Source organism: Kitasatospora sp. NPDC059722, assembly GCF_042733235.1.
GTDB lineage: Bacteria > Actinomycetota > Actinomycetes > Streptomycetales > Streptomycetaceae > Kitasatospora.
In genome coordinates this window covers 12,711-23,793 of record NZ_JBHWGD010000100.1, presented here as the reverse complement: position 1 = coordinate 23,793, position 11,083 = coordinate 12,711, and the positions used below count along the sequence as shown (strand labels likewise).

At 74.8% G+C, this 11,083-nt stretch carries 12 protein-coding genes; 6 read left to right on the top strand and 6 right to left on the bottom strand.

The window, feature by feature from the left end:
- Positions 1-121 precede the first annotated feature (121 nt).
- The 3 genes from ACFV4F_RS36660 to ACFV4F_RS36650 form a co-directional block, all read right to left on the bottom strand.
- Entirely contained in the window at positions 122-637 is a 516-nt protein-coding gene (locus tag ACFV4F_RS36660) for a pyridoxamine 5'-phosphate oxidase family protein (protein WP_380447178.1), read from the bottom strand.
- A 115-nt stretch (positions 638-752) separates the two neighbouring features.
- On the bottom strand, positions 753-1,385 hold the full coding sequence (locus ACFV4F_RS36655) for a phosphatase PAP2 family protein (protein ID WP_380509295.1): 633 nt from the start codon (positions 1,383-1,385) through the stop codon (positions 753-755).
- Positions 1,385-2,053: a DedA family protein gene (locus ACFV4F_RS36650; RefSeq protein WP_380447182.1), complete on the bottom strand. Its 669-nt coding sequence runs from the start codon at positions 2,051-2,053 to the stop codon at positions 1,385-1,387. The genes ACFV4F_RS36655 and ACFV4F_RS36650 overlap by 1 nt, the downstream gene beginning before the upstream one ends.
- 106 nt (positions 2,054-2,159) lie before the next feature.
- Here ACFV4F_RS36650 and ACFV4F_RS36645 point away from each other — a divergent pair, with 106 nt between their 5' ends.
- The 3 genes from ACFV4F_RS36645 to ACFV4F_RS36635 all read left to right on the top strand — a co-directional run bounded on the left by ACFV4F_RS36645 (position 2,160) and on the right by ACFV4F_RS36635 (position 5,217).
- Positions 2,160-2,534 (top strand): BlaI/MecI/CopY family transcriptional regulator, encoded by a 375-nt coding sequence (locus tag ACFV4F_RS36645; RefSeq protein ID WP_380447184.1) that lies wholly within the window; start codon positions 2,160-2,162, stop codon positions 2,532-2,534.
- Positions 2,534-3,523 carry a M56 family metallopeptidase gene (locus ACFV4F_RS36640; RefSeq protein WP_380447186.1) on the top strand — a complete coding sequence of 330 codons (990 nt, stop codon included), beginning with the start codon at positions 2,534-2,536 and terminating at the stop codon, positions 3,521-3,523. Before ACFV4F_RS36645 ends, ACFV4F_RS36640 begins: the two co-directional genes overlap by 1 nt.
- A 161-nt stretch (positions 3,524-3,684) precedes the next feature.
- The gene (locus ACFV4F_RS36635; RefSeq protein WP_380509292.1) at positions 3,685-5,217 is read left to right on the top strand and encodes a GAF domain-containing protein; all 1,533 of its coding nucleotides are present in this window, start codon (positions 3,685-3,687) and stop codon (positions 5,215-5,217) included.
- Here ACFV4F_RS36635 and ACFV4F_RS36630 read toward each other — a convergent pair.
- Positions 5,136-5,636, bottom strand: a complete 501-nt coding sequence (locus ACFV4F_RS36630; protein WP_380447190.1) for an SsgA family sporulation/cell division regulator — start codon at positions 5,634-5,636, stop codon at positions 5,136-5,138. The genes ACFV4F_RS36635 and ACFV4F_RS36630 overlap by 82 nt on opposite strands.
- A 295-nt stretch (positions 5,637-5,931) precedes the next feature.
- Between ACFV4F_RS36630 and ACFV4F_RS36625 the strand changes: the two genes are divergently transcribed.
- From ACFV4F_RS36625 to ACFV4F_RS36615, 3 genes are all read left to right on the top strand, one after another.
- On the top strand, positions 5,932-7,185 hold the full coding sequence (locus ACFV4F_RS36625; protein ID WP_380509289.1) for a hypothetical protein: 1,254 nt from the start codon (positions 5,932-5,934) through the stop codon (positions 7,183-7,185).
- Between the two features lie 137 nt (positions 7,186-7,322).
- Positions 7,323-8,579 (top strand): TerD family protein, encoded by a 1,257-nt coding sequence (locus tag ACFV4F_RS36620; protein ID WP_380509286.1) that lies wholly within the window; start codon positions 7,323-7,325, stop codon positions 8,577-8,579.
- Positions 8,580-8,640: 61 nt separating this feature from the next.
- Entirely contained in the window at positions 8,641-9,129 is a 489-nt protein-coding gene (locus ACFV4F_RS36615) for a GNAT family N-acetyltransferase (RefSeq protein WP_380447195.1), read from the top strand.
- 6 nt (positions 9,130-9,135) lie between these two features.
- Here ACFV4F_RS36615 and ACFV4F_RS36610 read toward each other — a convergent pair whose 3' ends face one another.
- Both ACFV4F_RS36610 and ACFV4F_RS36605 read right to left on the bottom strand, forming a co-directional pair.
- Positions 9,136-9,828: an RraA family protein gene (locus ACFV4F_RS36610; protein ID WP_380509283.1), complete on the bottom strand. Its 693-nt coding sequence runs from the start codon at positions 9,826-9,828 to the stop codon at positions 9,136-9,138.
- Positions 9,829-9,989: 161 nt separating this feature from the next.
- Positions 9,990-10,919, bottom strand: a complete 930-nt coding sequence (locus ACFV4F_RS36605; RefSeq protein WP_380447199.1) for a proline dehydrogenase family protein — start codon at positions 10,917-10,919, stop codon at positions 9,990-9,992.
- Positions 10,920-11,083 lie beyond the last annotated feature (164 nt).

The following is an 11,083-nucleotide window of genomic DNA, read 5'->3' as shown; positions in this document are numbered from 1 at the left end:
GTTATTTGGGGGTGTGGGTGTCTTTCATCAGCTTGTGGTGGGCGTTGTGTGCGGGGGTGTGGGGCGGGCGGGGGGGGGGGGCGGGCGTGCTCTCCGCGCCCGCCGCCCCCGCGGCCGTTTCTCAGCTCCGCACCACGCGGGCCCGCAGGTAGTTGCGGCGCCCGAAGTTGGGCTCGTCCACCGCCGTGAGCTCGTCCACCTCGAAGCGGTACAGGGCCGCCGCGCCGGCGCCGGCGAGGTACTGGCGGCGGAGCTCGTCGTCCTGGGCGAAGGACGGGTAGCGGGCCCGGTAGGCGGCCAGGGCGGCCTCCGCCTGGTGGCCCCAGGCCTCGCCGGCGCTGCCCGTGAGCTGGAGGCCGCGCAGCTGTTCGCCGAAGACGGGCGGCGGCAGGAAGACGGTGGCGGCGGCGCGGGCCTCCTCGGCGAGGTGGCGGCTGTGCCGGGTGGAGCGCTCGCTGACGAAGTACAGGACGAGGTCGTCGTCGTGGGCGAAGAACGCGAGGTTGGCGTGCGGCCCGTGCTCATGCCCCGCCGTCGCGAGGGTGAGCACCATGGCCTCGGCGAGCAGGCCTTCGACGCCCTTGTGCAGGAGGTCCCCGGGCCAGTCCCCCTGGGTGATGTCGAGTCGGTACGGCACGGACGCTCCCTCCGCTGGCACGACAGAGCCGGGCGGGTTCCCCGTCGCGACGGGGCTCCACGCCCGGCTCACATGCTCTACCCGCCGCCCCGCCCGAACAAGGCGGGGGACGGAATCAGTACCGCGACAGCGCGCCCGGACCGAGCAGCGGGCGCAGTGCCCCGCCCCGCATCCGGTCCACCAGGGGTCCGCAGCGCCCGGCGATCGGCGCCAGGAGCGCCGCGACGACGATGCCGACCAGCATGCCGACCGCGACGTCGTGCGGGTAGTGCACGCCGACCCACACCCGGGAGGCGCCCATCAGGATGGCGAAGATCCCGGCGATCGCGCCGAGGCGGCGGTCGACGAAGAACAGCGCGGTGGCGGCGGCGAAGGCGATCACGGTGTGGTTGCTGGGGAAGGACCAGTCACCGGTACCGGGGCAGGTCTCCAGGGGGACGCTCCCCCGGATCTGCGCACACGGCCGGACCTCCTCGACCATGCCCTTCAGCACGGAGTTCGCGACGTACGCGACGACCACGATCACCGGCGTCGCCAGCACCCGGGCCATCAGGACCGAGTCGGCGCCGCGCGCCCGCCACCACGCGTGGAGCATGAACAGTGCGAACAGGCCGAGGCCGATGGCCGACCAGACCTTGATCACGTCGTCCAGCCACACCGGCGCGGCCTTGGACCAGCCGTTGACCTGGGTGTAGAGGCCGCCGGAGATGCCACTGCCGTCGAACACGGCGAGAGCCCGGGAGGACATCACGCGTCACCTCCGTGACGGCGCGCCTTACGGGCGCGGAACACTTCGAGAACAATGGGGAGCACGGAGACAACTACTACCAGACCGATGATCGGTAGCAGATATCGGTCGATGCTGGGGATCGACGATCCCAGCCCGTAGCCGGCCAGCACCACGCCCACCGTCCACAGCACACCGCCCGCGACCTGCCAGAAGGTGAACGAGCGGACCGGCACTTCGAGCACGCCGCACATCGGATTGAGCACCGTTCGGACGACGGGGATGAACCGCGCCAGGACGATCGCCTTGCCGTGGCCGTACTTGGCCAGCAGTTCCTCGGCCCGCTCGACGCCCTCCTGCAGGCTCTTGCGCTTGCTGCGGCGCAGCAGCGCCCGCCCGCCCCGCCTGCCGATGACGTAGCCGACCTGGGCGCCCGCCAGCGCGCCGACCAGGGCCGCCGGGAGGACCTGCCACAGCTCCAGCTGCGGGCCCTTGGTGGCGCCGGGCACGCAGAGCAGCCCGGCGGTGAACAGCAGCGAGTCGCCGGGCAGGAAGAAGCCCACCAGCAGGCCGGTCTCGGCGAAGAGCACCACGGCGATGCCGAGCGCGCCGAAGGCGGCGAGCAGCGAGGAGGCGTCCAGCGGGTTCACCGCGAGGTGGACGGCCGGATCGAGGGGGAACTGGAGCAAGGCTGGCGGACCTCCCGTACGTTGGAGGGCGGTGGAACGCCCGGACCGTCTACAGTGACGTAGACGGTCTACATGACTGTAGACGATAACTGGAGGAAGCGCCGCCATGTCCGACGTACCGTCCGCCCGCCGGCCCGCCGGGGAGCTGGAGGCCGAGGTGCTGACCGCCCTCTGGTCCGCACGGCACCCGATGACGCCGCAGGACGTCCAGGCGGCGCTCGGCGGGGACCTCGCCCGCACCACGATCGCGACGATCCTCGCCCGCCTGCACGACAAGGGCACCGTCGAACGGACCCGGGCCGGCCGCGCCTACGCCTACACCCCGACCGTCCAGGACACCGCGGGCCTCGCCGCCCGCCGCATGCACACCGAGCTCGGCCGCGAGGCCGACCGCTCCACCGTGCTCGCGCGCTTCGTGTCCGACCTCTCCGCCGAGGACGAGCAGCTCCTCCGCGCACTCCTGGGCGACGGCACCGCGTGATGATCGCCGTCTGGGCGCCCCTCCTGCTGCCCTTCCTCGCCGCCCCGCTGGCCCGCCGCCTCGCCGACGCGCTGTCCCCCCGGGCCGCCGCCTGGACGCTCGCCGGCTCGGCCGCCGTCCTGGCCGGCGGCACCCTGTGCTCGCTCGGCCTGCTCGCCGCCGCCGGACTGCTCCAGCTGCCGCCGGTCGCCGCCCTCGGCCACCTGTCCCTGCCCTGGCTCACCGCCGCCGCGCCCGGCGCACCCCTCGCGGCGGCCGTCGCCGCACTCGCCCTGGCCGCGCTGACCGCCCTCGCCGTCCGGACCGCCCGCCGCCACCACCGCGACCTGCGCACCGCCCGGGCCGCCCTGCCCGTCGAGGACGCGCGCCGGACCCCGCGGGACCTGCTCACCCCGCCCGACCACCGGCTCACCGTCCTCGACGACGAACGCGCCGACGCCTTCGCCCTCCCGGGCCGGCTGCACCGCGGCGAACCCGGCCGGATCGTCGTCACCGCCGGCATGCTGCGGGCCCTCAGCGGCCCCGAGCGGGCGGCCCTGCTCGCCCACGAGCGGGCCCACCTCACCGGCCGCCACCACCTCTTCCTCGCCCTGGCCGAACACGCCGCCGACATCCACCCGGCGCTCCGGCAACTGCGCGCGCCCCTCGGCTACCACCTGGAGCGCTGGGCCGACGAGGTGGCGGCGGCCCGGGTGGGCGACCGCACCGTGACCGCCCGCGCGGTGGGCCGCGCCGCCCTGGCCGCCAACCGGGCCCCGTCGCCCGCCCGCCCCAAGCTGGCGGCCGCGGCCCACACCGGCCCCGTCCCGCGGCGGGTGGCCGCCCTCCTGCAACCCCGCCCGACCCCGACGGGCACCCGCCTGCGCCCGGTGGCCCTGGCCCTGGCCGCCTGCCTGGCACTGAGCACGGCGGCCACCATGGAGGCGACCGCCGACCTGCACCACACGGTGGAGGCCGCCCAGCACAACGACGGACGCGTGGAGCGCTGACGGCCGCGGCGGGCGCAGCCGCCAGCGCCCGCGGAAGAAACCCCCACCACCTCCGCACACCGACTTCCCCGACCCCGTCCCCAGACCCCCGCCTCCCCCTTACGCTTTCGTCAGCGCATCGACCCCGACGCGCCCTCGATCGGCGGCGAGGAGCAACCCGAGTGCGTCAGACCGGACGGCAGACCCGACGACCGGAACGTCGAACCCCGCCGACCGCGGCCGAACTGGCCAAGGTCCACGACCGCACCCTCGCCGACGCCGCCGCCCGGGAAGCCGCCCGCGAGAACACCCAGCAGCCCGCCGGCGCCGGCACCACCGGCGACGGCCAGGGCCTGCCGGAACCCCGCCCCGAGATCGGCGACTCCTGGGAGCGCCTGCGCCGCCTCGGTCTCGACCCCGACTCCGGCGCCGCCGCCATCCACCTCGGCCCGGCCGAGGTCGAACTGCGCCGACGGGCGAGCGGCCTGGAAGCCGTCATGCCCGTGCTCCGCGAAACCCTCATCCAGCCCGTGGACCAGGCGCCGCTGATCCTCGCGATCGCCGACGCCGAGGGCCACGTCCTGTGGCAGGAGGGCGAGCGGGGCCTGCGCCGCAGCGCCGACCGGATCGGCTTCCTGATCGGCGCCCGCTGGATCGAGGAGAGCGTCGGCACCAACGGGATCGCGGCGGCGCTGCGCACCCAGCGCCCGATGCAGGTCCACTCCGCCGAGCACTACCTGCGCAGCCACCACTCCTGGACGTGCGTCGCCGCGCCCGTCCACGACCCCGGCACCGGACAGCTCATCGGCGCGGTCAACCTCAGCGGCCCCGCCCACAGCGTGCGCCCGTACCTGCTCCAGCTCACCACCACGGCAGCGCGCCTCGCCGAGACCGAACTGCGCGCCCACCGGCTGGAGTCGCTCCACCAGCTGCGCACGATGGCCGCCCCACTGCTCGCCCGGGTGGCCGGCCCCGCGCTCGTGGTGGACGCCGCCGGATGGACCGCCGCCTCGGCCGGGCTCCCTCCGCTCGGCCGGCTGCGCCTGCCCGCGGAGAGCTGGGGCGCCGCGGCCGTCCAGTGGGTGCCCGGGCTCGGCGAGTGCGTCCTCGAACCGCTGGCCGACGGCTGGCTGGTGCGGCCGGTCCGGCCGTCGGACGGGGACGGCACCCTCGCCGCCGAACAGCCGGAGGGGGCGCGGCTGCGCCTGGACCTGCGGCGCGCGGACCGGCCGGAGCTCTCGGTGCAGGGCGCGGCCGGCGGCTGGTCGCACGCGCTCAGCCCGCGCCACGCCGAACTGCTGCTCCTGCTGGCCACCGGACGCGACGGCAGCACCGCCGCGCAGCTCGCCGACGCGCTGTTCGGGGATCCGGCCAGGACGGTCACCGTCCGCGCCGAGCTGTCCCGGCTGCGCCGCTACCTGGGCGGCCTGCTGGCCCACCGGCCGTACCGGTTCGCGGAGTCGGTGCTGGTCACGGTGCTGGGCCCGGACGATCCGTACGACCTGCTGCCGTCGTCGTCGGCCCCGGCCGTGCGCCGGCTGCGGACGGCACTGGCCGCCGGAACGGTACGCCTGCCGGGCGCGGCGGTCCCCGAACCCCGTATGTCCGACCCGCGCGCCCGCGTGAGCGCCCCTCAGCCGCCCCCGAGCAGCGCGGCCAGCTGGGCGTCGGTCGGGCCGCAGGCGCGCTCGGCCTCCTCGGAGACCAGCGCGTAGGTCCGGTCGAGCCAGGCCTGCACGCGGGGCTTGGAGACCTCCAGCAGGGCGCTGCCGTGCGGGGATTCGAGCGCGAGGTGCAACGTCGAGCCGTGGCACGGGCAGTACGCCGGCCACAGTTTGACGTCGCCCTGGCCGCTCAGCATGCGCAGGCCGTCGCGCAGGAGTTCGCGCGAGAAGACCCAGTCGGCCTCGTCCGGCCGGCCCAGGTGGAAGGTCAGCAGCACCTCGTACGGACGGGCGGCTTCGAAGCGGAACCGGGTGCGGACCTCGCCGACGACCTCCTCGCCCAGAGCGATCCGCAGCGTCAGCACCTCCTCCACCGCCGCCGGAGCGGCGGTGGAGCCTTCCCCATCGTCGCCCGTGGGGGTGGCGGCGAGGGGTGCACTGGAGGCTGCGGACAGCGGGTCGGGCGGCATGACGGTCTCTCCGGGACGGCGTGGGATGCTCTCAGACTGCGCCACCGCGGGCCGGGCGGGCAAGGGTTGCAAGGAGGTTGCAATCACCCCCGTCCCGGACGGACGGTCCTTACTCAATTTTGTCGGACGATCCGTCAACTTCCTTGCGATGAACGGATGTCCACGAAGTGGATGGAATCCGTCCACGACGTGGCCGCCCGCTGGTACGCTCACCCCCTCCCGGAACGGACCCCGCGCCACGGACCGTGGGAGAATGCGGCGACTGCGACGGCGACTTCGGGGAGGGAGGGGTCCGGTGGCTGTGCGCGAGGACGCGGTACCGGACGTGCGGCACGAGGCCGCGCCACACGGCCGGCACGGTCGGCCGCGCCCGTTCGGCGGCCGGTTCCGGCTGCCCACCCTGCGGTTCTCCGGCGCCGCGATGGCGATGTCCACGGTCGTCGGCATCAGCATCGCCACCACCCTGCTCCTGCACGAGCAGCAGGGCGTCGGCCGGCGGGCCGGCGTCGCCCGGGTCGGCACCACGCCGCCGCCGACCCCGAGCGGGAGCGGCACCGAGCAGGCCGAGGCCGCCGCCGAGCACCCCCCGGCAGCGCCCGAGCCCAGCGGACGGCCGTCCGCCTCCCGGCCCGCGCGACCGCACCCCGGCTCGTCGACATCCGCTCCCTCCACGCACCGACCGGGCACGCCCGAGCCGACGGCCGCCGCGTCCGAGGGCGGACACACCGGGCTCGCGTCCACCGACGATCCGTCCGCCCAGGGCCGCGGGGCCACCGCGGGGCACGGGCCGGCGGCGCCGTCCGGACCGGCGTCCACGTCTCCGCAGACGTCCCCGCAGATGACGCCCACCCCGTCGTCGGCACAGCCGTCCGGACAGCCGTCGCCGTCCCCGAGCGCGAGCCTCCCGTCCGGCACCCCGTCGTTCACGCCGCGGCTCCCGACCGTCCCTTCGGTGGTCCCGGCCGTCCCGGGATCCGACATCACCCCGAACACCCCTGCCGCCACCGGCGTCCCCGACACCGGCGCGACCACCGACGTCACTCCCGGGGCCGAGCAGCCCCTGAGCGGCGTCGCCCAGGTCTCCCCGCTCGGCCGCGACGGCACGCGGCACGTGCTCGGCCTCAGCGTCACCGAGCCCGTCACCGCCCTCCAGACCGAGTTCCGGCTCGCCCCGGGCGAGTTGGCCCCGGGCAGCGGCACCGCGTGGACGGACCTGCCCGGTGCCGTGGTCACCGCCCAGCAGGAACGGGGCGCCCTGGTCTACCGGTTCACCACGCCGGCCGGTACCGACGTCGGCCCCGGGCACTACACGTTCGGCGTCCGCGGCACCCGCCCGACCGCGACGGCCCCGCGCAAGGGCGCCGCGGCGGAGGGCTGGAACGCCGCCGCCTTCGGCATCACCGACCCCCGGGCCGTCTCCGCCCTGGGCACCTTCACCGAGGCGGCACCGCAAGCGGGCCGGCAGCCCGCCCCGCCGGAAGCCCCGTCGAAGACCCCGCCGGAAGCCTCGCCGGAGGCCCGGTCGAAGACCCCGCCCGTCCACCACTGACGCCCGGCCGGGCCCCGCCGGTCCCTCCGGCGACCCGGGCTCATCTCCGCGGCCACGTTCGTTACTGTGGGCAGCACCCGGCCCGGCGGCCCGACCGGGCCCCGTGCGGCCGCCGACCCGTACCCGAGGAGGAGTCCGTGTCCACCGTCCTGACCCCCGGCGGAAACGCACCGCTGTCCGCCGCGCGCGTGACCGTCGAGGTCACCGCACCCAAGGCGCTGGACGTCTCCGGCCTGCTGCTGACCGACGCCGGGAAGGTGCGTTCGGACGCCGACTTCGTGTTCTTCAACGCGCCGCACGGCCCCGGCGTCAGCCACCGCCCGGCCGGCGCGGGCGCGCCGGACGCGATCACGGTGGACACCCGGGCCGTCCCGGCCGGGATCACCAAGGTGGTCGTGACGGCCAGTCCGGCCGACCAGGAGAGCACGTTCGCCGGGATGGAGCCGACCGCGACCGTCCGCGACGCCGACACCGGCCAGGTGCTGGTCTCCTTCACCCCGCCGCCGCTCGGCCGGGAGACCGCGCTCATCGTGGTGGAGGTCTACCTGCGCAACGGCGCGTGGAAGGTGCGGGCGGTCGGCCAGGGGTACGCCAACGGACTCGCGGGCATCGCCACCGACTTCGGCGTCACCGTCGACGACACCCCGGTGGCCCCGGCGACCCCTCCGGTCTCCGTCGCGCCCCCGATGCCGTCCGCCCCGCCGCCCGCACCGACCGCACCGCCCCTCGACCCGCGCATCGCCCGCACCGCCGCGCCCCCGATGCCGACCTCCCCGCCGCCCGCCGCACCGCCGGCACCGGCCGCGGCCACCCGCCCGAAGGTCACCCTCGACAAGGGCCGGGTCAACCTGGTCAAGGGCAGCTCGGTGTCCCTGGTCAAGAACGGCCGCCCGTTCCTCTCCTCGGTCCGGATGGCCCTCGGCTGGGAGCCCGCCGGCCGCGGCCGCAGCATCGACCTCGACGCCTCCTGCATCGCCTTCGACGCCAGGCGCCGCAAGCTGGAGACGGCCTGGTTCATGAAGCTCACCGTCTTCAACGGCGCGATCGCCCACTCCGGCGACAACCTCACCGGCGAGGGCACCGGCGACGACGAGTCGATCACCGTCCACCTGGAGGGCCTGCCCGCCGAGGTCACCGGCCTGGTCTTCGTCGTCAACTCCTTCTCCGGGCAGCGCTTCACCGAGGTGCAGAACGCCTACTGCCGCCTGCTGGACGCCGGCAGCGGACAGGAGCTGGTCCGCTTCGACCTGACCCACTCGGAGCCGCGCACCGGAGTGGTGATGTGCAAGCTGGTCCGCCAGCGCACCGGCGAGTGGGAGATGACGGCGCTCGGCGAGTACGTGGACGCCAAGACCGCCCGCGCGATGATCGAGCCGTCCGCCGCGCTCCTCTGAGCCCCGCTCGCCCACCGGAAAACCGGTGGCCGGTCCGCCGGCCCGGGGCCATCCTGTCCGCATGCAGATCAGAGAAGCCACCGCCGAGGACTGGCCGGCCATCTGGCCGTTCTTCCACGCGATCGTCGCCGCGGGCGAGACGTTCCCGTACCCGCCGGACCTCTCCTCCGAGCTCGGGCGCGAGTGGTGGCTGCTGCCCGCACCGAACCGCACGGTGGTCGCGGTGGACGACGCGGGCACGGTCGTCGGCACCGCGAACATGTGCCGCAACCGCCCGGGCAACGGCTCGCACGTGGCCAGCGCCAGCTACATGGTGGACCCGGCCCACCACGGGCGGGGCATCGGGCGGGCCCTGGTCGAGCACACCCTCGACTGGGCCCGCCGACAGGGCTACCGCGCCATGCAGTTCAACGCGGTGGTGGCGAACAACCACCACGCGGTGAAGCTCTACGAATCGCTGGGCTTCAGCGTCGTCGGCACCGTCCCCGAGGCCTTCCGCCACCCCACCGAGGGATACGTCGGCCTCCACGTGATGCACCGCCCGCTCTGAGGGCGGCTACTCCTCGATGGCCCCGCCCACCCGGCGCAGGTGCTGCCGGAAGCTGTACGCCGGGTCGGCGGCGCGCCGCTCCAGGTACTCGTCGAAGGCGGTCTGCCGGCGGAGCGTGTCGCCGGAGCGGATCCGCCCGGCCTGGGCGCGCTCGGTGCGGGCGATGTCCGCGGCCGTCGCGAGCACCTCGTCGATCCGGTCGCCCGGGACGAACAGCACGCCGTCCGCGTCGGCGAGGACCACGTCCCCGGCGTCCACCAGGTGCGGCCCGAACCGCGCCGTGACCAGCGCCTCCGGCTCCCGCTCGGCCAGCCGCAGGGGCCCGAGCGGCAGGGCGCCGTAGCTGAACACCGGCAGCCCGATCTCCACCAGCTCGGGCGTGTCCCGGTGCAGCCCCCACACGACGATCCCGGCGACCCCGGCCGCCATCGCCTCCAGCACGGCGAGGTCCCCGATGCAGGCCTCGTCCGTCCGCCCGCCGTTGTCGATCACGAGGACGTCCCCGTCCCGCGCGGCCCCGTACGCCTCCAGGAACACGTCCACGCTCCCGTAGTGCCGCACCGGCAGCACCCGCCCGGCGACCCGGACCCCCGCCCCGACCCCCGCAACCCCCACCGGCGCCGCCCGCACCCCCACCCCGAGCCGCACACAGGCATCCGCCACCAACGGCGTCGACAGCCCTTCGAACTCCTTCAGCATCCCCAACTCCTCCCACTACGGCCCCAGTTCCCCACCCCCGATCCTAGACCGGGACCCACCCCCGTGAACGCCCGAAACCGCCGGGAACACGCGGAACGCGAAACGGCTCGCATCCCCTCCCACAAAGGGGGTGCGAGCCGTTCGGCACCGGGGCCGCAGCGTCAGCTGCGGGTGGCCATGGCGCGGAGGAAGAAGGTCAGGTTGGCCGGGCGCTCGGCGAGGCGGCGCATGAAGTAGCCGTACCACTCCTGGCCGTACGGGAGGTACACCCGCATGGTGTTGCCCTCGCCGGCGAGGCGCAGCTGCTCCTCCGGGCGGATGCCGTAGAGCATCTGGTACTCGAACGAGTCGCGGTTGCGGCCGTTCCACTGGGCCAGCTGCCCGGCGATCTTGATCATGTTCGGGTCGTGCGAGGCGATCATCGGGTAACCCTCGCCCGCCATCAGGACCTTGAGGGCCCGGACGTACGCGAGGTCGACCTCGTGCTTGCCCTGGAAGGCGACCGACTCGGGCTCCTTGTAGGCGCCCTTGCACAGGCGCACGCGGGAGCCGGCGCCGGAGAACTCGCGGCAGTCGGCCTCGGTGCGGCGCAGGTAGGCCTGGAGCACGACGCCCAGCCACGGGTAGTCGGCCCGCAGCTCGCGCGCGATGGCGAGGGTGGAGTCGGTGGTGGTGTGGTCCTCCATGTCGAGGGTCACCGTGGTGCCCGCGTCGGCGGCGGCCTCGCAGATGCGGCGGGCGTTCTCCAGCGCGATCTTCTCGCCGTCCACCGGCAGGAACTGGCCGACGGCCGACAGCTTGACGGACACCTCGGCGCCGGCCGCGAGGCCGGTCTCCTTGAGCGCCTTGAGCAGGTGCTCGTACGCCTCGGCGGTGCCGGCGGCCTGGGCGGCGTCCTGGGTGTCCTCGCCGAGGTGGTCCAGGGTGACCTTGCGGCCGGTGGCGACGAGGTCGTCGCAGGCGGTGACGGCGTCGTCGAGGACCTCGCCGGCGACGAAGCGCTCGACTATCGCGTGGGTCGGCGGGAACTTCTCGACCACGGTCCGGACCTGCGGCGACCGGGAGGCCGCGAGGAGGGCGGAACGGAGCATCGTGACTCCTGGAACTGGTGCTTCTAAGGGTGGCAGAAAGTGGCCGGGGCGGCGGGTACGGGGGTGGCCCCCCCCCCCCCCCGCCGGGGCCGGATAAACAAAAACGAACCCCCCACCAAAACCGATATATGGATATACGAGTACGGCTTGAAGAAAGAGGGAGC

Bases quoted from the DNA above. Each gene is read 5' to 3' on its own strand.
- ACFV4F_RS36655 (WP_380509295.1), bottom strand. From the start codon at position 1,385: ATGTCCTCCCGGGCTCTCGCCGTGTTCGACGGCAGTGGCATCTCCGGC.
- ACFV4F_RS36645 (WP_380447184.1), top strand. From the start codon at position 2,160: ATGTCCGACGTACCGTCCGCCCGCCGGCCCGCCGGGGAGCTGGAGGCC.
- ACFV4F_RS36640 (WP_380447186.1), top strand. From the start codon at position 2,534: ATGATCGCCGTCTGGGCGCCCCTCCTGCTGCCCTTCCTCGCCGCCCCG.
- ACFV4F_RS36630 (WP_380447190.1), bottom strand. From the start codon at position 5,636: ATGCCGCCCGACCCGCTGTCCGCAGCCTCCAGTGCACCCCTCGCCGCC.
- ACFV4F_RS36615 (WP_380447195.1), top strand. From the start codon at position 8,641: ATGCAGATCAGAGAAGCCACCGCCGAGGACTGGCCGGCCATCTGGCCG.
- ACFV4F_RS36610 (WP_380509283.1), bottom strand. From the start codon at position 9,828: ATGCTGAAGGAGTTCGAAGGGCTGTCGACGCCGTTGGTGGCGGATGCC.
- ACFV4F_RS36605 (WP_380447199.1), bottom strand. From the start codon at position 10,919: ATGCTCCGTTCCGCCCTCCTCGCGGCCTCCCGGTCGCCGCAGGTCCGG.